Annotated in this window: 15 protein-coding genes and 1 pseudogene; 10 read left to right on the top strand and 6 right to left on the bottom strand. The window is 69.5% G+C overall.

Annotation, left to right across the window (positions count from 1 at the left end):
- The first annotated feature begins 23 nt into the window (after positions 1–23).
- The 3 genes from A5702_RS18295 (at position 24) to A5702_RS18285 (ending at position 3,295) form a co-directional block, all read left to right on the top strand.
- Positions 24–1,391, top strand: coding sequence for an FAD-binding oxidoreductase (locus A5702_RS18295; RefSeq protein WP_068222473.1), 1,368 nt, complete (start codon positions 24–26; stop codon positions 1,389–1,391).
- Between the two features lie 84 nt (positions 1,392–1,475).
- Positions 1,476–2,717, top strand: coding sequence for a cytochrome P450 (locus A5702_RS18290; protein ID WP_197506622.1), 1,242 nt, complete (start codon positions 1,476–1,478; stop codon positions 2,715–2,717).
- Positions 2,714–3,295, top strand: coding sequence for a TetR/AcrR family transcriptional regulator (locus tag A5702_RS18285; protein ID WP_156669671.1), 582 nt, complete (start codon positions 2,714–2,716; stop codon positions 3,293–3,295). Before A5702_RS18290 ends, A5702_RS18285 begins: the two co-directional genes overlap by 4 nt.
- Positions 3,296–3,308: 13 nt before the next feature.
- On the opposite strand, the gene A5702_RS18280 is transcribed toward A5702_RS18285, so the two are convergent.
- Both A5702_RS18280 and A5702_RS18275 read right to left on the bottom strand, forming a co-directional pair.
- The gene (locus A5702_RS18280; protein ID WP_068222466.1) at positions 3,309–4,448 is read right to left on the bottom strand and encodes an acyltransferase; all 1,140 of its coding nucleotides are present in this window, start codon (positions 4,446–4,448) and stop codon (positions 3,309–3,311) included.
- The gene (locus A5702_RS18275) at positions 4,445–6,145 is read right to left on the bottom strand and encodes a DEAD/DEAH box helicase (RefSeq protein ID WP_068222464.1); all 1,701 of its coding nucleotides are present in this window, start codon (positions 6,143–6,145) and stop codon (positions 4,445–4,447) included. Before A5702_RS18275 ends, A5702_RS18280 begins: the two co-directional genes overlap by 4 nt.
- Positions 6,146–6,299: 154 nt before the next feature.
- On the opposite strand from A5702_RS18275, the gene A5702_RS18270 reads away from it, so the two are divergent.
- Positions 6,300–6,896 (top strand): LppP/LprE family lipoprotein, encoded by a 597-nt coding sequence (locus A5702_RS18270; RefSeq protein WP_068222462.1) that lies wholly within the window; start codon positions 6,300–6,302, stop codon positions 6,894–6,896.
- 44 nt (positions 6,897–6,940) lie between these two features.
- Complete coding sequence (locus A5702_RS18265) at positions 6,941–10,348, top strand: TM0106 family RecB-like putative nuclease (RefSeq protein ID WP_068222460.1); 3,408 nt, start codon at positions 6,941–6,943, stop codon at positions 10,346–10,348.
- A 10-nt stretch (positions 10,349–10,358) separates the two neighbouring features.
- On the opposite strand, the gene A5702_RS18260 is transcribed toward A5702_RS18265, so the two are convergent.
- Positions 10,359–12,278: a DHA2 family efflux MFS transporter permease subunit gene (locus tag A5702_RS18260; protein WP_068222457.1), complete on the bottom strand. Its 1,920-nt coding sequence runs from the start codon at positions 12,276–12,278 to the stop codon at positions 10,359–10,361.
- Positions 12,279–12,483: 205 nt separating this feature from the next.
- Here A5702_RS18260 and A5702_RS18255 point away from each other — a divergent pair, with 205 nt between their 5' ends.
- The 4 genes from A5702_RS18255 (at position 12,484) to A5702_RS18240 (ending at position 18,989) form a co-directional block, all read left to right on the top strand.
- Positions 12,484–13,263 carry a hypothetical protein gene (locus tag A5702_RS18255; RefSeq protein ID WP_055403706.1) on the top strand — a complete coding sequence of 260 codons (780 nt, stop codon included), beginning with the start codon at positions 12,484–12,486 and terminating at the stop codon, positions 13,261–13,263.
- Positions 13,264–13,454: 191 nt separating this feature from the next.
- Positions 13,455–17,159, top strand: coding sequence for a multifunctional oxoglutarate decarboxylase/oxoglutarate dehydrogenase thiamine pyrophosphate-binding subunit/dihydrolipoyllysine-residue succinyltransferase subunit (locus A5702_RS18250; protein ID WP_068222455.1), 3,705 nt, complete (start codon positions 13,455–13,457; stop codon positions 17,157–17,159).
- Positions 17,160–17,242: 83 nt separating this feature from the next.
- Positions 17,243–18,070, top strand: coding sequence for an SDR family oxidoreductase (locus A5702_RS18245; RefSeq protein WP_055398712.1), 828 nt, complete (start codon positions 17,243–17,245; stop codon positions 18,068–18,070).
- Between the two features lie 67 nt (positions 18,071–18,137).
- A complete protein-coding gene (locus tag A5702_RS18240) occupies positions 18,138–18,989 on the top strand; it encodes an SDR family oxidoreductase (protein ID WP_068222452.1) in 852 nt (283 codons plus the stop codon).
- Between the two features lies 1 nt (position 18,990).
- Here the strand turns inward: A5702_RS18240 and A5702_RS18235 are convergent, their stop codons facing one another.
- Genes A5702_RS18235 through A5702_RS18225 form a run of 3 tightly spaced genes read right to left on the bottom strand, consistent with a single transcriptional unit; the run spans position 18,991 to position 22,087 of the window.
- On the bottom strand, positions 18,991–19,860 hold the full coding sequence (locus A5702_RS18235; protein ID WP_068222449.1) for a glycine betaine ABC transporter substrate-binding protein: 870 nt from the start codon (positions 19,858–19,860) through the stop codon (positions 18,991–18,993).
- On the bottom strand, positions 19,857–21,056 hold the full coding sequence (locus A5702_RS18230; RefSeq protein WP_068222446.1) for an NADP-dependent malic enzyme: 1,200 nt from the start codon (positions 21,054–21,056) through the stop codon (positions 19,857–19,859). Before A5702_RS18230 ends, A5702_RS18235 begins: the two co-directional genes overlap by 4 nt.
- Positions 21,057–21,097: 41 nt before the next feature.
- A complete protein-coding gene (locus A5702_RS18225) occupies positions 21,098–22,087 on the bottom strand; it encodes a malate dehydrogenase (RefSeq protein ID WP_068222443.1) in 990 nt (329 codons plus the stop codon).
- Positions 22,088–22,248: 161 nt separating this feature from the next.
- On the opposite strand from A5702_RS18225, the pseudogene A5702_RS18220 reads away from it, so the two are divergent.
- A pseudogene (locus A5702_RS18220) lies at positions 22,249–22,508 on the top strand (magnesium transporter CorA); the annotation flags it as partial.

Raw genomic sequence — 22,508 nt, 5'->3', positions numbered from 1 at the left:
GGACGGGCCCGTAGGATCGGGTCGTGAGTGCTGACGTCCTGGCCGAGCTGATTGCCGGCCTGCCCGACGGGATGGTCGTCACCGACCCGGCCGTGACCGAGGGCTACCGCCAGGACCGCGCCTTCGATCCGTCGGCCGGCAAACCGCTGGCGGTGGTGCGGCCGCGGCACACCGAGGACGTGCAGACCGTGTTGCGCTGGGCGTCCGCGCACGGGGTCCCGGTGGTGACCCGGGGCGCCGGCAGCGGCCTGTCCGGCGGGGCCACCGCGCTGGACAACGGCATCGTGCTGTCGACGGAGAAGATGCGCGACATCACCGTCGACCCGGTGACCCGCACCGCGGTGTGCCAGCCCGGGCTGTTCAACGCGGAGGTGAAGCAGGCGGTCGCCGAGCACGGCCTGTGGTATCCGCCCGATCCGTCGTCGTTCGAGATCTGCAGCATCGGCGGCAACATCGCCACCAACGCCGGCGGCCTGTGTTGCGTGAAGTACGGCGTCACCACCGACTACGTGCTGGGCATGCAGGTGGTGCTGGCCGACGGCACGGCGGTGCGGCTCGGCGGCCCGCGCTTGAAAGACGTTGCAGGCCTTAGCCTCACGAAGCTGTTCGTCGGCAGCGAGGGCACGCTGGGCGTCGTCACCGAGGTCACGCTGCGGCTGGTGCCCAAGCAGAACGCGTCGAGCATCGTGGTGGCCGGCTTCGCCACGGTCGACGCGGCCGTCGAGGCGGTGCTCGGGGTCACCGCGCGGCTGCGACCCTCGATGCTGGAGTTCATGGATTCGGTGGCGATCAACGCCGTCGAGGACACCCTGCGCATGGACCTGGACCGCGGGGCGGCCGCCATGCTGGTCGCCGGGTCGGACGAGCGCGGGCGGGCCGGCAGCGAGGATGCCGCCATCATGGCCGCGGTGTTCGCGGAAAGCGGTGCGACGGAGGTGTTTTCGACCGACGATCCCGACGAGGGCGAGGCGTTCGTCGCCGCCCGCCGGTTCTGCATCCCCGCGGTGGAGGCGAAGGGGTCGCTGCTGCTCGAGGACGTCGGGGTGCCGCTGCCGGCGCTGGGCGCGCTGGTCACCGGCATCGCTCGCATCGCCGCCGAGCGGGACCTGACGATCTCGGTGATCGCGCACGCCGGCGACGGCAACACGCACCCGCTGATCGTGTACGACCCCGCGGATGCCGCGATGACAGAGCGGGCCCACCTCGCCTTCGGCGAGATCATGGACCTCGCCGTCGGGCTCGGCGGGACGATCACCGGCGAGCACGGCGTCGGCCGGCTCAAGCGGCCGTGGCTGGCCGGCTACCTCGGGCCCGAGGTGATGGATCTCAACCGGCGCATCAAGCAGGCCCTCGACCCGCAGGGCATCCTCAACCCGGGGTCTGGCATCTAGTTCCCGGTGCGCTGGAAGGCCCGCGGGCCGGGCTTTGGCGACCGGCCGTTTGACATCTAGCGCATGTTGTCGTACGAATGAGACATGGCTGCGGTTATGTCTCACCACGCGCCCGTCGCGTTCGAGCTGGCCACCGCCGACACGTGGCCGAACCCCTGGCCGATGTACCGCGCGCTGCGCGACCACGATCCGGTGCACCATGTCGTGCCGGCCAACCGGCCCGACCACGACTACTACGTGCTGTCCCGGCACGCCGACGTGTGGGCCGCGGCGCGCGACCATGAGACCTTCTCCTCCGCGCAGGGGCTGACGGTCAACTACGGCGACCTGGAAATGATTGGCCTGCAAGACAACCCACCGTTTGTGATGCAGGATCCCCCGGTACACACCGAATTTCGCAAACTCGTCTCACGCGGCTTCACGCCACGACAGGTGGAGGCGGTCGAGCCCAAGGTCCGAGACTTCGTCGTCGAGCGCATCGAGGGGTTGCGCGCGAACGGCGGGGGCGACATCGTCGCCGAGCTGTTCAAGCCGCTGCCCTCGATGGTGGTGGCGCACTACCTCGGCGTCCCCGAACCCGACCGGGCGCAATTCGACTGGTGGACGGACGTGATCGTCGCGGCGAACACCAGCGACAGCGGCCTGGCCGGGGCGCTGGAAACGGTCGGTGACGCGGTCGGGTCGATGATGGCCTACTTCACCGGCCTGATCGAGCGCCGTCGGTCCGAGCCCGAGGACGACACCATTTCGCACCTGGTCGCCGCCGGGGTGGGCGCCGACGGAGACATCGCCGGCACGCTGTCGGTGCTGGCGTTCACGTTCACCATGGTGACCGGCGGTAACGACACCACCACCGGAATGCTCGGCGGCTCAATGCCTTTGCTGCACCAGCGCCCCGATCAGCGGCGGCTGCTTGCCGACGACCTGCGACTGATCCCCGACGCGGTGGAGGAACTGCTGCGGCTGACCTCGCCGGTGCAGGGGCTGGCCCGCACGACCACCCGCGACGTGACGATCGGCGACACCACCATTCCCGCCGGGCGCAAGGTGCTGCTGCTGTACGGGTCGGCCAACCGGGACGAGCGCCAGTATGGACCGGACGCCGGCGAACTCGACGTCACCCGCCGCCCCCGCAACATCCTGACCTTCAGCCACGGCGCGCACCATTGCCTGGGCGCCGCGGCGGCGCGGATGCAATCCCGGGTCGCGCTGACCGAACTGCTCACCCGCTGCCCGGATTTCGAGGTCGACGAGTCCGCGATCGTCTGGTCGGGCGGAAGCTATGTGCGGCGCCCGCTGTCGGTGCCGATCCGGGTGCGGTCCTGATGCCCACCGACTGGCTGGGCGCGCACCGCAGCGAAGCGGCCGCCGACCGGATCCTCGACGCGGCCGAGCGGCTCTACACCGAGCGCGACCAGGCCTCGATCGGCATGAACGAAATCGCCAGGGCGGCAGGGTGTTCCCGCGCGACGCTGTACCGGTACTTCGAGAACCGCGAGGCGCTGCGGACCGCCTACGTGCACCGGGAAACGCGTCGGCTCAGCCGCGCGATCAAGGAGCAGATCGGCGGCGTCGACGATCCCCGCGAGCGGCTGGTCGCCAGCATCACCGCCACGCTGCGGATGGTGCGCGACAGCCGCGCGCTGGCGGCGTGGTTCGCCGTCACCCGGCCGCCGATCGGCGCCGAGGTGGCCGGGCAGTCCGAGGTGATCACCGCCCTGGCGGCCGCGTTCGTCGGCTCGCTCGGGCCCGAAGACCCCGCCGCCGTGGAGCGCCGGGCGCGCTGGGTGGTGCGCGTGATCACCTCGCTGCTGCAGTTCCCGGGCCGTGACGAGGCCGACGAGCGGGCGATGATCGAGGAGTTCGTCGTCCCGATCGTGACGCCGGTTTCCGCCCGCCGGTAGGCGCCGCGTCGGCTCAGGTCCGCACGCGGGTGAAGCGGTGCAGCAGCCAGGCCAGCGGGATGGTCAGCACCAGCGTCGCGAGGAACAGGTTCAGCATCGGGCCGGTGTAGACGTGCGCGCGCACGATGTAGACCATCGCGAATTCCATAGTGATCAGGTGGATCAGGAAGATCTCGTAGGAGATCTCCCCCAGCCACACCAACGGCCGGGTGGCCAGCAGCCGGTAGTACCAGCCCTGATCGCCCAACGCCAGCGGCGCCACCGCGAGCGCGGCGATCACCGCGTAGAAGCAGGTTTTGAACAAGGCCTCGCTCAGCGTGGCCGGCGATGTGGTGGGCGCGCCGGCGATCGGAGTCGACACGATGAAGTAGCAGACGATGGCCAGCGGTATGGCCACGAAGGCGTACCCGCGCACGTTCATCGCCTGCAGCACCGCCAGCAGCATCCCGGCGAGGAACCAGGCCAGGTAGGTGGGCAGCCACAGCCGTGCGCCGTCGGGAAACCAGTGGTCGGTGTGTACGAGCACCAGCCAGGCCGGGCTGATCAGCGTCATCGCGGCCAGCGCGCCCAGCAGCAGTCTCGGCTGCCATTGCCGCCGGCAGACCCACACCAACAGCACGTAGGCCAACACCGGAAGGATCACGTAGAAGGACGCTTCCACCGCGAGGCTCCACATCTGGGTCAGGCCCTGATGCAGATACTTGCCCAGGTAGCCGTTGCAGTAGATCTGCGTCAGCGTCAGGTTGCGCGCCAGGCCCAGCCACGTGTGCCCCGGGTTGGGTCCCGCTTCGCGGAAGTGATACAGCACGTAGGCGAACAGCACCGTGATGACGTAGGCCGGCATGATCCGCCGAACCCGGTGCCACGCATAGCGACTCACCGACGGCCCCGGCGCGCCCGTCGCGGCGGACTTCACCCACGGACGAAACAGCAGGAAGCCGGACAGCACGAAGAAGATCGGCACCCCGATCTCCATCCGGGAACCCACCAGCCCCCAATACCCGTGCGTGTACTTGCCGGTGGTGTAGGCCGCGTGGGTGCCGACGACGAGGAGGGCCGCGACGGCGCGGATGCCGGTCAGCGCCGCGACGCGGTCGACGTGTGCGGTCTGCTCGAGTCCGCCCTGGGCGTCCTGCTCTTCGGACAGGGTCATCCGGTGTGTTTCCTGCGCGGCTTCCCACCGTCCCGGCCGCGGGGCTTGGTCGAAGACCGGTCCGGCTGGAGGTTGATCAGCACCCCCGAGATGCGGGTGTGCTCGAGCTTTTTCAGCGTCGACTTTCCCAGCTTGGCCGGCAATTCCACCAGCGAGAAGTCGGGCCCGATCGCGATGTGGCCGAAATCGCTGCGATGCAGGCCGCCCTCGTTGGCGATGGCGCCCACGATCGCGCCAGGGCCGATCTTGTGGCGCTTGCCCACCGCGATGCGGTAGGTGGCGAAAGACCGGTCCTGCCTTGGCCTTTCGGTACGCTCCCGGCGTTCGGTGTGCCGCTCGCGTCGTTCGCGCGGCGGCTCGGGCGCCATCAAGAACTCTTCGCCGTCGCGGGACTGCAACGCCAGCGCCGCGGCGATGTCGGCCAGCGGCACGTCGTGCTCGCGTTCGTAATCCTCGACCAGCTTGCGGAACAGGTCGATGCCCGGGCGGCCCAGCGCTGCGGTGATGGAATCGGCGAACTTGGCCATTCGTTGGGCGTTGACGTCCTCGACGGTGGGTAGCTCGGCCTCGGTGAGCGTCTGCCGCGTCGCCTTCTCGATCGCCTTGAGCAGGTGGCGTTCTCGCGGAGAGACGAACAACAGCGCGGTTCCCGACCGCCCCGCCCGGCCCGTGCGGCCGATGCGATGCACGTAGGACTCGGTGTCGTGCGGGATGTCGTAGTTGAGCACGTGCGATATCCGCTCGACGTCCAGCCCGCGCGCGGCCACGTCGGTGGCGACCAGGATGTCGATGCCGCCGTCGCGCAGCGCGGCGATGGTCCGCTCCCGTTGGCCCTGCGGGATGTCGCCGTTGATGGCGGCCGCGGAAAACCCTCGGGCGCGCAGCCTTTCGGCGACCTCCTCGGTGGCCTGCTTGGTGCGCACGAAGACGATCATCGCCTCGAACGGTTCCACTTCGAGCACCCGGGTCAGCGCGTCCATCTTGCGCGGGCCGGCGACCTGGATATAGCGCTGCGAAATGTTCTCGGCCGTGGTGGTTTTGGCCTTGGTGGTGACCTCGAACGGGTCGTGCAGGTATTTGGTGGTAAGCTTGCGGATCGCCGGCGGCATGGTCGCCGAGAAGAGGGCGACCTGTTTGTACTCCGGGGTGTCGGCCAGGATGCGTTCGACGTCTTCGGCGAAACCCATGGTGAGCATCTCGTCGGCCTCGTCGAGCACCAGGTAGTCCACCCGGGACAGGTCCAGCGTCCCGCGCTCGAGGTGGTCGATCACCCGGCCGGGCGTGCCGACCACGACTTGGGCGCCGCGCCGTAGCCCGGCCAGTTGCACGCTGTACGACGAGCCGCCGTAGATCGGCAGCACGTTGATCTTCGGCAGGTGCGCCCCGTAGCGGCTGAACGCCTCGGCCACCTGCAGCGCCAGCTCCCGGGTGGGCGCCAACACCAGCGCCTGGGTCGCGGTGCTGGTGACGTCGATCTTGGACAGGATCGGGATGGCGAACGCCGCCGTCTTGCCGGTGCCGGTCTGCGCCAGCCCGACGACGTCGGAGCCCGCCATCAGCGCCGGAATCGTCGCGGCCTGGATGCCGGTGGGCGACTCGTAGCCGACGTCGCCGATCGCCCGCAGGACGGCGGGGTGGATCTGCAGGTCGGCAAAGGTCGTAGAGGCAGCCTCGGGCGAGCTGTCCGGGTGGTTCATCGTCCATGGAGTCTAGTGGTGACCGCGAACTCGGCGGAGCCGAGCGCTGCGGGTCACCACCATCGAGGTCTAGTGGTCAGGCTCGGGTGATCATCGGCACAGTTGCGCGAGCCCCGGCCATGCCTGGCACACCCGGGCGCGCGATGACGGTACGGTGCGCGATGTGTGGTCGCTACCTTGCCGTACCGAGCCACTGACCGGCTCGGCCGCCGTCGCGTTGATCGCCATGACGTTGACCGCCTGTGGTTCGGGAGACTCCACCGTCGCGAAGACGCCGCAGGCCACGACGACCAGCGAGACCCCGTCCATCACCGCCCCGGCCCAGCCGTCCGCCGCCGCACCGCCCGGCAGCGTCGCCGCGCCGGCCGACCCGTGCGCGGTCAACCTCGCGTCGCCCGTCATCGCCAAGGCGGTCTCCGAGTTGCCGCGCGACCCGCGCAGCCAGCAACCCTGGAACCCGGAACCGCTGGCCGGCAACTACAACCAGTGCGCCCAGCTGTCCGCGGTGATTATCAAGGCCAACACCAACGCCGTGAACCCGACGACCCGCGCGGTGCTGTTCCATCTCGGGCAGTTCATCCCGCAAGGGGTGCCCGACACCTACGGGTTCAACGGCGTCGACCCGGCGCAGACCACCGGCGACACGGTGGCGCTGACCTACCCGAGCGGCATCAACGGGTTGACCACCGACGTCCGGTTCCACTGGAACGGCAATTTCGTCGAGCTGATCGGCAACGCCCCGGGTCGCTAGCCGGAGCCGCCTTTGCGTCGGTCCCCTCCCCTACAGTTGCTGCTGTGTTCGTCACCGGCGACTGCATCGTCTACAGCGCGTCGGATCTCGCCGCCGCCGCGCGATGCGAGTACGCCCTGCTGCGGGATTTCGACGCGAAGCTCGGCCGGGGGTCCGTCGCCACCGCCGAGGACGACCTTCTCGCCCGCACCGCGATGCTCGGAAACGAGCACGAGCGACGCGAATTGGACCGGCTGCGTGCCCAGTACGGCGACGGGCTCGCGATCATCGGCCGCCCGGCCTACACGCCCGCCGGCCTCGCGGCGGCGGCCGAGGCGACCCGAAAGGCCATCGCCGCCGGCGCGCCCGCCGTCTACCAGGCCGCCATGTTCGACGGGCGCTTCGTCGGCTTCGCCGACTTTCTGGTGCGCGACGACAGGCGCTACCGGGTCGTCGACACCAAGCTGGCCCGCTCGGCCAACGTCACCGCGTTGTTGCAGCTGGCCGCCTACGCCGACGCGCTGGGCGCCTCGGGTGTCCCGGTGGCGCCCGAGGCCGAACTGCACCTGGGCGACGGCACGGCCGCGCGCTACCGCGTGCACGATCTAATTCCCGTCTACCGCTCCCAGCGCGCGCGGCTGCAGCGGCTCCTCGATGAGCACCACGCCGGCGGCGCCGCGGTGCGCTGGGACGACGAAGGCGTGGGCGCATGTTTCCGTTGCCCCCTGTGCACCGAGCAGTTGCAGGCCCACGATGACCTGCTGCTGGTGGCCGGCATGCGAGTGGCCCAGCGCGACAAGCTGATCGACGCCGGAATCGTCACGGTGGCCGAGCTGGCCCGGCACACCGGCACCGTGGGAGACCTGGCGCCGAGCGCGCTCGGCAAATTGACCGCCCAGGCGAAACTCCAAGTCCGCCAACGCGAAACCGGAACACCGCACTACGAGATCGTCGATCCGCAGCCGCTGACGCTGCTCCCCGAGCCGGATCCGGGCGACTTGTTCTTCGACTTCGAGGGCGACCCGCTGTGGACCGTCGACGGGCGGGAATGGGGGTTGGAATACCTGTTCGGCGTTTTGGAAGCGGGGCCGGCCGGCGCCTTTCGCCCGTTGTGGGCGCACGACCGGGCGGACGAACGCAAGGCCCTGACCGATTTCCTGGCGATGGTGGCCAAGCGGCGCAAGCGCCGGCCGAACATGCACATCTACCACTACGCGCCGTACGAGAAGACGGCGTTGTTGCGGCTCGCCGGCCGCTACGGCGTCGGCGAGGATCAGGTCGACGAGCTGCTGCGCAGCGGGACGCTGGTCGACCTTTACCCTTTGGTGCGCAAGAGCATTCGAGTGGGCGCGGAGTCGTTCAGCCTCAAGGCGCTCGAACCGCTCTACATGGGCGCGCAGTTGCGGGCGGGCGACGTCACCACGGCCACCGGTTCGATCACCTCCTACGCCCGCTATTGCGAACTGCGGGCGGACGGCCGCAGCGACGAGGCCGCGTCCGTGCTCAAGGAGATCGAGGACTACAACCACTACGACTGCCGCTCGACGCAGGAACTGCGCAACTGGTTGATGTTGCGCGCCTACGAATCCGGCGTCGTGCCGATCGGCGCCCAGCCCGTGCGGGACGGCAACAGCGTCGAGGACCGCGACCGGCTTTCGGTGACCCTGTCGGCGTTCACCGGCGATGCCGCGGCGGGCGAGCGCACGCCCGAACAGACGGCGGTCGCGCTCCTGGCCGCGGCGCGCGGATACCACCGGCGCGAGGATAAGCCGTTCTGGTGGGCGCACTTTGACCGACTGAACTTCCCCATCGAGGAATGGGCGGACGACACCGACGTCTTCCTCGCCGAGCACGCGTCGGTCAGCGTCGACTGGAACACACCGCCCCGCGCGCGCAAGCCGCAGCGGCGGGTGCGGCTGCGTGGCGAGCTGGCCCGCGGCGAGCTGACGGCCGAGGTCTTCGCGCTCTACGACCCGCCGGCCCCGCCCGGCATGGCCGACAATCCCGACCGCCGGGCGGCCGGACGCGCCACCGTGATCGAGGCCGACGATCCGGCGCTGCCCACCGAGGTGACCATCGTCGAACGAGTGGGCAACGACGGCAAGACGTTTCACCAGCTGCCGTTCGCGCTCACCCCCGGCCCGCCGATTCCGACGACCGCGCTGCGGGAGTCGATCGAGGCGACCGCCGCCGCCGTGGCGGCCGGCCTGCCTCGGCTACCCCACAGCGCCGCGCTCGACATCCTGCTGCGCCGCGCGCCCCGCACGCGAAGCGGCTCCGCCCTGCCGCGAGGCTCCGACACCGTCACCGACATCACGGCCGCGGTGCTGGACCTGGACTCGTCGTACCTGGCGGTGCACGGGCCGCCGGGCACCGGCAAGACGCACACCGCCGCGCGCGTGATCGGGCGGCTGACCACCGATCACGGCTGGCGCGTCGGCGTGGTCGCGCAATCGCACGCCACGGTGGAGAACCTGCTGGACTGCGTGATCGACGCCGGGCTGGACCCGGCGCGGGTCGCCAAGAAGCGCAACGGCCACAGCGCCCCACGCTGGCAGGAAATCGACGGCAACGCCTACGGCACGTTCATCGCCGGCACCCCGGGCTGCGTAGTAGGCGGCACGGCATGGGATTTCGCCAACGCCAACCGGGTGCCGCCGGGCGCCCTGGACCTGCTAGTGATCGACGAGGCCGGCCAATTCTGTCTGGCCAACACCGTCGCTGTGGCGCCGTCGGCGGCCAACCTGCTGCTGCTCGGCGACCCCCAGCAGCTGCCGCAGGTGAGCCAGGGCACCCACCCCGACCCGGTCGACACCTCCGCGCTCGACTGGCTGGTCGAGCGTCGGCGCACCCTGCCGGACGAGCGCGGCTACTTCCTGCACTGTTCGTACCGCATGCATCCCGCGGTCTGCGCCGCGGTCTCCGCGCTGTCGTATGAAGGCAGGCTGCAATCCCACGACTGCACCGCGGCCCGGCGCCTCGCCGGATACCCGCCCGGCGTGCGCACGCTGACCGTTGCGCACCACGGCAATTCGACGGAGAGCCCGCAGGAGGCCGACGCGATCGCCGCCGAGGTCGGGCGGCTGCTCGGCGCGCCCTGGACCGACGAACACGGCACGCGACCGCTGAGTGCCTCCGACGTGTTGGTGCTGGCGCCCTACAACGCGCAGGTGGCACTCCTGCGCCAACGGTTGGCCGCTGCGGGCCTCGGCGGGGTCCGGGTGGGCACCGTGGACAAGTTCCAGGGCGGGCAGGCACCGGTGGTGTTCGTCTCGATGACCGCCTCCTCCGCGGACGTGGTGCCGCGGGGAATCTCGTTCCTGCTCAACAGGAATCGGCTCAACGTGGCCATCAGCCGGGCCCAGTACGCGGCAGTCATCGTGCGGTCGGCGTCGCTGACCGAGTACCTGCCCAGCACGCCGGCGGGCCTGGTCGACCTGGGCGCATTCCTGGCGCTGACGGAGCCGGCGTGACGACCGGCCGCTAGCCGCCCGCCGAGTGCCGACCGTAACCGGTCGGCTCGTCGTCGGCATCGCGACGGGTGCCTCGCGGCAGGCCGTTCGGCCGTTGCGGTGGCGGTGCGGGCCGGTAGGCGCGCGCCGAGAGCTCGGTGACGGGACGCAAGCGCTGACGCCCGTCGGCATGAGAGCCGTTGCGCGCGAACCCGATTGGTTCGCTCGGCCGAAGCGGGACCGCCCGCGGACCCCGCCGTGCGGGGGCCGGGCGCTGGCGCGGATCGGCCGCCGGCGGGGCGCCGCTTCGGCGCCCCGCCGCGGGGGTCGCCTCGGGCTCGCGCAGGAGGATGAATTCGACGTACTCGTCGTCGTCGTAGTCGTCGTCCACCACGTCGGTGGCCCCGTGCGGGTCACCGGCCCCGGCCGATCGCGCGAAGCCGAGCAGGAACAGCGCGGCGATGATGCCGAACAGCGCGATGAAGGCCGGCAGCAGCACCGATTGCGACATGGCGGACGCGAACGGGTCGCGCAGGAACTCGGGCAGCTGCAGGCTGGGCGTCTCCTCGCCCCCGGATACCGGCTGCGCCGGCATCTCGGCACCGATGCGCGACGTCATGAACGCGGCCATGCCCGCGCTGCCGAGCACCGCGCCGAGCTGGCGCACGGAGTTGTAGACGGCCGATCCCGCGCCGGCCAGGCGCGGCGGCAGATTCCGGGTGGCGGTGGCGGTCAGCGGCGACCACACGAACGCCATGCCGACGCCCGTCGCGAAGAACGGCAGCACCAGCCGCCAGATCGGCGTGGCCGGCGACATCTCGAAGGCCAGCCAGGTCAGGGCGATCGCCAGCACCGAGAAGCCGAAGCCCAGGACCGGCCGCGGATGATATTTGTCGACCATCCTGCCGACGAACGGCGCGAACACGCCGTTGGCGATCGCCATCGGCGCGATCAGCAAGGCCGAGCGGGTCGGCGACAGCCCGCACACGGCCTGCGCGTAGAACGTCAGCGGCAGCATCATCGCCGTCGCGGCGAACGAGACGATCGCCACCCCGACGTTGCACAGCCCGAAGTCGCGGTCACGAAAGATCGCCAGGGGAATCAGCGGCTCGTCGGTGTTCATCGACTGCCAGAACACGAACACCGTCATGAACCCGATGCCGGCGACGATCATCGCCCAGATCCAGGGTTGCCAATGCGCGGCCTGGCCCTGCTGCAGCCCGAACACGATGAGGAACATCCCCGCACCCGACAGCGCCACCCCCGCCAGGTCGAACCGGTGCGACTGGGTGGGCAGCACCGGGACCAGCCAGTAGGCCAGCGCGAGCCCCAGCACGCCGATGGGGACGTTGACGAAGAAGATCCACTGCCAGCCCAGCCCGTCGACCAGCACGCCGCCGGCCAGCGGACCGACCAGGCTGGCGACGCCGGCGGTGGCGCCCCACAGGCTCACCGCCACGCCGCGCCGCTCCGGCGGGAAGATCCGGGTGATCGTCGACAGGGTCTGCGGCGTGAGCACCCCCGCGCCCACGCCCTGCACGACCCGGGCCGCGATCAGCATGGCGGCGCTGCCCGACAGCCCGCACCACACCGAGGCGACGGTGAACACCACCAGGCCGATCAGGTACATGTTCTTGGTGCCGAATCGGTCGCCGAGCCGCCCGGCCACCAGCAGCACGACCGCATAACCCAGCAGGTAGGCGCTGGTCACCCAGATCACCGTGTCGTAGCCGATGTGCAACTTGGTCATGATCGTCGGGTTCGCGACGGCGACGATGGTCGAGTCGACCATGATCATGAAGAAGCCGATCATCATCGCCCAAAGCGCGTTCCAGGGCCGCTGGGAGTGCGGCGAATTCTGGGTGAGGAAGTTCCAGCGCTTGGTGAGGTGGGCTGGGTTGGGCGCCGCGCGCCCGGTCCCCCCGGGCGACGAAGGCGTCGCCGTGGTCATCTACCCACCTCGTTTCAGCTCCCGACGATGCCCGCTTCGACCGGCCCGGGCCGCCACAGACATCCAGCCTGCATTATTGCCGCTGGGGCACTTCGGGGCAGCCACGGATTCCATCCGGGGTGCACCGGGAGAAGGTTTGATGTTCGGTCGGCGTTGCGCGGCGGGCACGTTAGCCTGGTAGGACGCCATTTGCAGGAGAGGCAAGATGCGGGCCCGACGGAAGCGGTCTTCGAACCGGATTTTTAGCATGTCGCACGCGGATCAGGCGCCTGCGCCCACCAACGGCCGGCCCAAGATGTCCTCGCGGGCATTGGCCCAGGTCATCGAGCGAAGCTCGCGGATCCAGGGCCCGGCGGCCGAGGCCTATGTGACCCGGCTGCGCAACGCGCACCCGAACAGCGGCCCGGCCGACATCCTCGCCAAGCTGCAGAAGCGCTACGTGGGCATGGTGACGGCCAGCGGCATGGCGGTGGGCGCCGCGGCGACCATCCCCGGCATCGGCACGTTGAGCGCGCTGTCGGCGGCCGCGGCGGAGACGGTGACGTTCCTGGAAGCCACGGCGTTCTTCGTGTTGGCCGTCGCGGTTGTCCACGACATCCCCGCCGACCACCGCGAACGGCGCCGCGCCCTGGTGCTGTCGGTGCTGGTCGGCGACAACAGCAAGGAGGCGGTCACCCAGCTGTTCGGCCCGGCCCGCACCAACGGCGGCTGGATCTCCGAGAGCGTGGCCGCGGTCCCGCTGTCGTCGATGTCGCGGCTGAACTCGCGGCTGCTCAAGTCGTGGGTCAAGCGGTACACGCTGCGCCGCGGCGCCCTGATGTTCGGCAAACTGCTGCCGGTGGGCATCGGCATCGTGGTCGGCGGTGTCGGCAACTACTTCGCGGGCAGGAAGATCGTCCGCAACGCCAACCGGGCCTTCGGTGCCCCACCGGTGCGCTGGCCGCGGGCGCTGCACCTGGTGCCGCCGTTCCACGAAGCCGGCTAGCGAACGGCGATCGGGTGCTACCCCCGTCTCCCTGGCGAATCGCCGGCGAAAGGTTAGCCTTTATAGGGCGGAAACGTTGAGCATCGCCAGCGGTGTGACATGCTCCACAATCCGGGTCGGAAAACGCACAGGCGCCACGCAGCAGCTGCGAAAGCGCTTGCAGGACAGAGGAATTGAGGCGAACGGCGGTCGTGAGCAACATTAGTTCACCATTCGGGCAAAACGAATGGCTGGTCGAGGAGATGTACCGCAAGTTCCGCGATGACCCCTCGTCGGTCGATCCGAGCTGGCATGAGTTCCTGGTTGACTACAACCCCGAGTCGACGGGCGAACCGGCGTCCAGCGCCGGGGACGGCCAGGCCGCCGCGAGCCCGCCGCCCGCAAAGCCCGCCCAGCCGGCCACCCAGACCGCTGCGCCCGCCCCGCCGGCGGGCGGCGACGGCAACGGCGCCTCCGCCGCGGCGCCGGCCAGACCGAAAGCCCCGACTCCCCCGCCCGCCGAAGGCGACGAGCTGCAGACGCTGCGCGGCGCCGCGGCCGCCGTCGTCAAGAACATGTCCGCCTCGCTCGACGTGCCGACCGCCACCAGCGTCCGCGCCGTTCCGGCCAAGCTGCTGATCGACAACCGGATCGTCATCAACAATCAGCTCAAGCGCACCCGCGGCGGCAAGATCTCCTTCACCCACCTGCTGGGCTACGCGCTGGTGCAGGCCATCAAGCAGTTCCCGAACATGAACCGGCACTACGCCGAGATCGACGGCAAGCCCACCGCGGTCACGCCGGCACACACCAACCTCGGGCTGGCGATCGACCTGCAGGGCAAGGACGGCAAACGCTCGCTGGTGGTGGCCGGCATCAAGAAGTGCGAGACCATGCGCTTCGCGGAATTCGTCTCCGCCTACGAGGACATCGTGCGGCGTGCGCGCGACGGCAAGCTGACCGCCGAAGACTTTGCGGGCGTGACGATTTCGCTGACCAACCCCGGCACCATCGGAACCGTGCACTCGGTGCCGCGGCTGATGAGCGGCCAGGGCGCCATCATCGGCGTCGGCGCCATGGAATACCCCGCCGAATTCCAGGGCGCCAGCGAGGAACGCATCGCCGAGCTGGGCATCGGCAAGCTGATCACGCTGACCTCGACCTACGACCACCGGATCATCCAGGGCGCGGAGTCCGGCGACTTCCTGCGCGCCATCCACGAGATGCTGCTCTCGGACGCGTTCTGGGACGAGATCTTCCGCGAACTGGGCAACCCGTACCTGCCGGTGCGGTGGAGCACCGACAACCCGGACTCGATCGTCGACAAGAACGCCCGGGTGATGGAGCTGATCACGGCTTACCGCAACCGCGGCCACCTGATGGCCGACATCGACCCGCTGCGGTTGGACGGCAGCCGGTTCCGCAGCCACCCCGACCTGGAAATCCTCAACCACGGCCTGACGCTGTGGGACCTCGACCGAGTGTTCAAGGTCAACGGCTTCGCCGGTTGCGAATACAAGAAGCTGCGCGACGTGCTGGGCCTGCTGCGCGACGCCTACTGCCGCCACATCGGCGTGGAATACACCCACATCCTCGACCCCGAGCAGACGGCATGGCTGGAGGAGCGCGTCGAGACCAAGCACGTCAAGCCGACCGTGGCGCAACAGAAATACATCCTGAGCAAGCTCAACGCCGCAGAGGCCTTCGAGACGTTCCTGCAAACCAAATACGTTGGGCAGAAGCGGTTCTCGCTGGAGGGCGCGGAAAGCACCATCCCGCTGATGGATGCCGCGATCGACCAGTGCGCCGAGCACGGCCTGGACGAGGTGGTCATCGGGATGCCGCACCGCGGCCGGCTCAACGTGCTGGCCAACATCGTCGGCAAACCGTACTCGCAGATCTTTTCCGAGTTCGAGGGCAACCTCAACCCATCGCAGGCCCACGGCTCCGGTGACGTCAAGTACCACCTGGGCGCCACCGGTGTGTACCTACAGATGTTCGGCGACAACGACATTGCGGTGTCGCTGACCGCCAATCCGTCGCACCTGGAAGCCGTCGACCCGGTGCTGGAGGGGCTGGTCCGGGCCAAGCAGGACCTGCTCGACAGGGGGGCGGACGACACCGACGGAAAGAGCTTCTCGGTGATGCCGATGATGCTGCACGGCGACGCCGCCTTCGCCGGCCAGGGGGTCGTGGCCGAGACGCTGAACCTGGCGAACCTGCCCGGCTACCGCGTCGGCGGCACCATCCACATCATCGTGAACAACCAGATCGGCTTCACCACCGCGCCGGAGTTTTCGCGGTCCAGCGAGTACTGCACGGACGTCGCGAAAATGATTGGCGCACCGATCTTCCACGTCAACGGCGACGACCCGGAGGCGTGCGACTGGGTGGCGCGCTTGGCCGTGGACTTCCGGCAGCGGTTCAAGAAGGACGTCGTCATCGACATGCTGTGCTACCGCCGGCGCGGGCACAACGAGGGCGACGACCCGTCGATGACCAACCCCTACATGTACGACGTCGTCGACACCAAGCGCGGCGCCCGCAAGAGCTACACCGAAGCCCTGATCGGCCGCGGCGACATCTCGCTGAAGGAGGCCGAGGACGCGCTGCGCGACTACCAGGGCCAGCTGGAGCGGGTCTTCAACGAGGTGCGCGACCTGGAGAAGCACGGCGTACAGCCCAGCGAATCCGTGGAGGCCGACCAGATGCTTCCGGCGGGCCTGGCCACCGCGGTGGACAAGGCGCTGCTGTCCCGCATCGGTGATGCGTTCCTGGCCCTGCCGGAGGGCTTCAGCGCGCACCCGCGGGTGCAGCCGGTGCTGGAAAAGCGCCGCGAGATGGCCTACGAGGGCAAGATCGACTGGGCCTTCGGCGAACTGCTGGCGCTGGGTTCGCTGGTGGCCGAAGGCAAGCTGGTTCGGTTGTCGGGCCAGGACACCCGCCGCGGCACGTTCTCCCAGCGGCATTCGGTGATCATCGACCGCCACACCGGCGAGGAGTTCACGCCGCTGCAGCTGCTGGCGACGAACGCCGACGGGACCCCCACCGGCGGCAAGTTCCTGGTCTACGACTCACCGCTGTCGGAGTACGCGGCCGTCGGCTTCGAATACGGCTACACCGTGGGCAATCCGGACGCCCTGGTGCTGTGGGAGGCGCAGTTCGGCGACTTCGTCAACGGCGCGCAGTCGATCATCGACGAGTTCATCAGCTCCGGTGAGGCCAAGTGGGGCCAGCTGTCCAACGTGGTGCTGTTGCTGCCGCACGGCCACGAAGGGCAGGGCCCCGACCACACCTCCGGCCGCATCGAACGCTTCCTGCAGCTGTGGGCGGAGGGTTCGATGACGATCGCGATGCCGTCGACGCCGTCGAACTATTTCCACCTGCTGCGCCGGCACGCCCTCGACGGTGTTCAGCGGCCGCTGATCGTGTTCACGCCGAAGTCGATGCTCCGCAACAAGGCCGCCGTCAGCGACATCAGGGACTTCACCGAGATCAAGTTCCGCTCGGTTCTCGAGGAGCCCACGTACGAGGACGGCGTCGGCGACCGTAGCAAGGTCACCCGCATCCTGTTGACCAGCGGCAAGATCTACTACGAGCTGGTGGCGCGCAAGGCCAAGGACAACCGCGACGACATCGCGATCGTGCGCATCGAGCAGCTCGCCCCGCTGCCCAAGCGCCGGCTCAACGAGACGCTGGACCGCTACCCCGGCGCCACGGAGTTCTTCTGGGTGCAGGAGGAGCCGGCCAACCAGGGCGCGTGGCCGCGGTTCGGCCTGGAGCTGCCGGAGCTGCTGCCCGACAAGCTGACCGGGCTCAAGCGCATCTCGCGGCGGGCCATGTCCGCCCCGTCGTCGGGGTCGTCGAAGGTGCATGCCGTCGAGCAGCAGGAGATCCTCGACACCGCGTTCCGCTGATCGCGTACGCGAACCACCCGCCCGTACCCCGGACCGTCGGTACCGGCTAGCCTCGACGCAACCAGACATAAGGAAGGGTGCGCATGCAAGGGTTCGCCGGCAAGGTCGCCGTGGTGACGGGTGCGGGTTCGGGTATCGGGCAGGCGCTGGCCGTGGAGCTGGCCCGCTCGGGCGCCAAGGTCGCGATCAGCGACGTCGACGTCGAGGGCCTGGCGGAGACCGAGGCGCAGTTGAAGGCGATGGGGGCCGAGGTCAAGGCGGACCGGCTCGACGTGACGGAGCGCGAGGCGTTCTTGGCCTACGCCGACGAGGTCAAGGAACACTTCGGCAAGGTGAACCAGGTCTACAACAACGCCGGCATCGCCTACACCGGCGATGTCGAAATCAGCCAGTTCAAGGACATCGAGCGGGTGATGGACGTCGACTTCTGGGGCGTCGTCAACGGCACCAAGGCGTTCCTGCCGCACCTGATCGCCTCCGGCGACGGTCACGTCATCAACGTCTCCAGCGTGTTCGGGCTCTTCTCGGTGCCCGGCCAGGCGGCGTACAACGCGGCCAAGTTCGCGGTCCGGGGATTCACCGAGGCGCTGCGACAGGAGATGGTGGCGGCCGGCCACCCGGTGGCGGTGACCACCGTGCACCCCGGCGGCATCAAGACCGCGATCGCCCGCAACGCCACCGCCGCCGAGGGACTCGACCCCGAACAACTGGCCAAGCTGTTCGACAAACGGCTCGCCAGGACCAGCCCGAAACGCGCCGCCGAGGTCATCCTGGACGCGGTCCGCAAGAAGAAGGCCCGGGTGCTGGTCGGCACGGACGCCAAGCTCCTGGACGTGATGGTGCGGGTGGCCGGCCCCTACTATCAGCAGCTGTTCGGCCCCGTCATGGGCCGGTTGATGCCCAAACAGTGAGACCCGCCGTGGCGCGGCCGGTGGTCACCGGATAGCCTGACCCAGCACGCCGCCACTAGGAGTCCATATGGAAGGGTTCGCCGGCAAAGTTGCCGTCGTCACGGGCGGGGGATCGGGGATAGGTCAGGCCTTGGCGCTGGAGCTGGGCCGAGCCGGGGCGAAGCTGGCAATCAGCGACGTCGACATCGAAGGATTGGCAGAGACCGAGGAGCAATTGCATGCCCTCGGCGTGCCGGTCAAAGCCGACCGGCTCGACGTGACCGAACGCGAGGAATTCCTCGCGTATGCGGACGCGGTCAGGGACCACTTCGGCCAGGTCAATCAGGTCTACAACAACGCCGGAATCACGTTCGTCGGGTCCATCGAAGACACCCGATTCAAGGACATCGAACGGGTGATGGACGTCGACTACTGGGGCGTGGTCAACGGCACCAAAGCGTTTCTGCCCCACCTGATCGCCTCCGGCGACGGCCACGTCATCAACATCTCGAGCGCGCTCGGGCTGTTCGCGGCGCCCGGGCAGGCCGCCTATGTCTCGGCAAAATTCGCCGTCCGTGGCTTCACCGAGGCGCTGCGACTGGAAATGATGGCGGCCGGCCACCCGGTGCGGGTGACGACGGTGCACCCCGGCGGCGTGCGGACGGGGTTCGCCCGCAACGCCATCTTCGCCGAGGGGCTCGACCAAGACACCTTCGCGGCGATGTTCGAGGAACAGCAGGCCAAGACCACACCGACGCGAGCGGCTCAGCTCATCCTGGCCGGGGTGCTCAAGAACAAGGCCCGGGTGTTGGTCGGGCCGGACGTCAAGGCCATGGACCTGGTGACGCGGTTGACGGGTTCGAGGCCCGAGCGGCTGGTGAGCGGGCCGGTCATGGGCCGGGTGAAGCACGCCGTCGCGCGGCTGCTGCCCAAGCGCTGATTCAACGCCCCAGCGGGTGTTCGGCCAGCCAGCCGCCGGCCACCGCCTGCGGATCGGCCCCACCGGCCACTTGGCGCCGCATGTCGACCAGGGCCGCGGTGTCCAGCACGCCGGCCACTTCGTTGATGGCCAGCAGTTGCCGATCGGCCAGGGCGTTGCGGCGATACAGCGGCACCACGTTCTCGGCGCGTATCAACGCGGGCTTGCCGTCGACGAGCGTGACCAGGTCGGTGGGCAGGCCCGGGTCGGCGGTTGTCGTCCACCCCGCGGTCAGCTGGCCAACCCGGACCGCGGCGAACATCGTTGTGTCGTCCGGGAATTCGCGCGCGTCGGGCAGCCGGCAGCTGCCCACGGCCGACGGGGCGCGGCGCCCGCTGACGGTGCCGAGACTCAGGCCGCCGCAGTGCTTCGGCAGCGTGCTCAAGTCCGCGCTGACGTCGCTGCCGCCCCACGCCTTGGCGGTGGCGCCGGTCACCAACAGCACGGGCTTGTCCTCGGCGGCCGTCGTGTAGTCGCCCGCGGCGACGCCCTCGGGCAGCGCGGCCACCATCGCGCGGTAGACCTCGGCGTCGGACATGGCCGTCGCGCCGGGCTGCAGGCTCTGCAGCGTGCGGCCGGTCAGGGCGGGCACGACCGTGAACGCACCCGAGTCCAGCCGCGCCATCGGATCGTCAGCGCTCTCGGCGCGCGCCGCGAAACCATAGGACCGCAGCGCGGCGACGTAGACGCCGGCCAGCAGCGTGGACTCGGGGTCCGTCGCCGAACCGACCACCAATTCCGGGCGGGGGCCATGATCGCCGCCGTCGGCCCCGCAGCCGGCCACCGCGAGCACGGTGAGCGCCAGCGGCGCCGCCAGCCAGCCGGTTCTCACCCCGCGATGTCTGCGGTGTCGGCGGCCAGGGCCACCGCCGTGGCGACCGCGTGCCCGACGCGCAGGTCCAGCGGGCTGGGGACGATCCGGTCGGGGGCCAGGTCGTCGCTGACCACCGAGAAGATCGCCTCGGCCGCGGCCACCATCATCTTCTCGGTGATCCGGCGCGCCCCCGCGTCCAGCGCCCCGCGGAAGACGCCGGGGAAGGCCAGCACGTTGTTGATCTGGTTGCAGAAGTCGCTGCGCCCGGTGGCCACGACCGCGGCGTACTTGGCGGCGACCTGCGGGTGGATCTCCGGGTCGGGGTTGGACAACGCGAACACGATCGCGTCGGGCGCCATGGTGGCGATCATCTCCTCGGGCACCACGCCGCCCGACACCCCGAGGAACAGGTCGGCGCCGCGCAGCGCTTCCGCCATGCTGCCGGTGAGGCCGTCGGGGTTCGTGCGCTGCGCCAGCACGCTCTTCACGCTGTTCATGTCGGCGCGCCCCGGGTGCAGGATGCCGCGCGAGTCGACCACGGTGATGTCCGAAACCCCCATGGCCAGAAGGAGATTCGTGCACGCAACGCCCGCGGCCCCGGCGCCCGAGACCGCCACCCGCAGCGACGTCATGTCGCGGCCGAGCAGCTTGGTGGCGCCCATCAGCGCGGCCAACGCGACGATCGCCGTGCCGTGCTGGTCGTCGTGCATCACCGGGCAGTCCAGCGCCTCGATCACTCGACGCTCGATGTCGAAACAACGCGGCGCGGAGATGTCCTCGAGGTTGACGGCGCCGAAGGTCGGGCGCAACCGCACCAGGGTTTCGACGATCTCGTCGGGGTCCTTGGTGTCCAGCACGATCGGGATCGCGTTCAGGCCGCCGTACGCCTGAAACAGGGCGCACTTGCCCTCCATCACCGGCAGCGACGCGGCCGGCCCGATGTCGCCGAGGCCCAGCACGGCGCTGCCGTCGCTGACGACGGCGACCAACCGGTTCGCCCACGTGTACCGGGCGGCGTGGCTGGGGTCGGCGGCGATCGCGCGACTGACCTGCGCCACGCCGGGCGTGTAGGCGATCGACAGCGCGCGCTGGGTGTCCAGGGGGGCCGTCGGGCCTACCGAAAGCTTGCCGCCGACGTGTGCCTCGAAGATCTCCGCATCGGTGATCGCGCCGGCTTCGGCGCGCGTCTGTATCGATTCAATCAACTCGGACACGCGCTTCAGGGTACTGACTACCGGTTAGTAGACCTAATGGGTCAGATGAGACCCAGCTCGGTCACCGCTTTGCGCTCGTCGACCAGCTCCGCGGTGGTTTTATCGATGCGGCCACGGGAGAAGTCGTCGATGTCCAGCCCCTGCACGATCGACCAGTCGCCGTCCTTGGTGGTCACCGGGAACGACGACACGATTCCCTCCGGCACGCCATAGGAGCCGTCGGAGTAGACCGCCATCGACACCCAGTCACCCTGCGGGCTGCCCAGCAACCAGGAGCGGGCGGCGTCCACGGTGGCCGATGCGGCCGAGGCGGCCGAGGAGGCGCCGCGCGCGTCGATGATCGCCGCGCCGCGCTTGGCCACGGTCGGGATGAAGTCGTTCTCGATCCAGTCCTGGTCGTTCACGACCTCGGCCGCGTTCTTCCCGCCGACCTCGGCGTGGAAGATGTCGGGGTACTGGGTGGCGGAGTGGTTGCCCCAGATCGTCATCTTCTTGATGTCGGTGACCTGCGCGCCGGTCTTGCGGGCCAGCTGCGAGATGGCGCGGTTGTGGTCCAGGCGGGTCAGCGCCGAGAACCGCTCCTTGGGGATGTCCGGTGCGTTGCTCAGCGCGATCAGCGCGTTGGTGTTGGCCGGGTTGCCGGTCACGCCGACGCGGACGTCGTCGGCGGCGACGGAGTTCAGCGCCTTGCCTTGCGCGGTGAAGATCGCGCCGTTGGCCTCCAGTAGGTCGCTGCGCTCCATGCCCGGGCCGCGCGGCCGGGCGCCGACCAGCAGGGCGAGGTTGACGCCGTCGAAGATCTTGTTGGCGTCCGCGCCGATCTCGACCCCGGCCAGCAGCGGGAACGCGCAGTCGTCGAGCTCCATCACGACGCCCTCGAGCGCCTTGAGCGCCGGTTCGATCTCGAGCAGGCGCAGCTCGATCGGGCGATCGGGCCCGAGCAGCGAACCGCTCGCCAGGCGGAACAACAGGCTGTAGCCGATCTGGCCGGCGGCGCCGGTGACGGCGACCTTGAGAGGACTTGCGCTCACGTCGAAATACTCCTTGTGGAGATAGTCATGCAGATTCGGGTCTCGGCACGAAACTAGCGCACCCTTCTCGGCCGCCAACCTCCGGCCGGATCGTCACGCTTCGGGAAGACGGGACGCGTAGCATGGAGCACCGCTCGTCCAGACCTGCGCTGCGATCGGAGGTGGATGTGTTCCAGGGCTTTGACGCATTGCCTGAAGCGCTCCGGCCCCTCGCGCACGAGCCGCACCCGCCGCAGCCGGACCCCCAGCCCCAGGCGACGCACGAGACGTTGGTCGACTGCGCCGTCTACGCCGACGGCCACCGTCTGCCCGGCAAGTTCAGCTACGCCGAGGCCCGCGACAAGGTGCGCGAGATGGAGGCGCTCGGCCAGGACGCGTTCGTGTGGGTCGGGTTGCGCGAACCCGACCAAGCTGAGATGCA

This window comes from Mycobacterium sp. E3339 (genome assembly GCF_001666915.1).
In the GTDB taxonomy this organism is placed as follows: domain Bacteria; phylum Actinomycetota; class Actinomycetes; order Mycobacteriales; family Mycobacteriaceae; genus Mycobacterium.
Note: the sequence above shows the minus strand (reverse complement) of the source record. Positions and strands in the feature narration are given on the sequence as shown.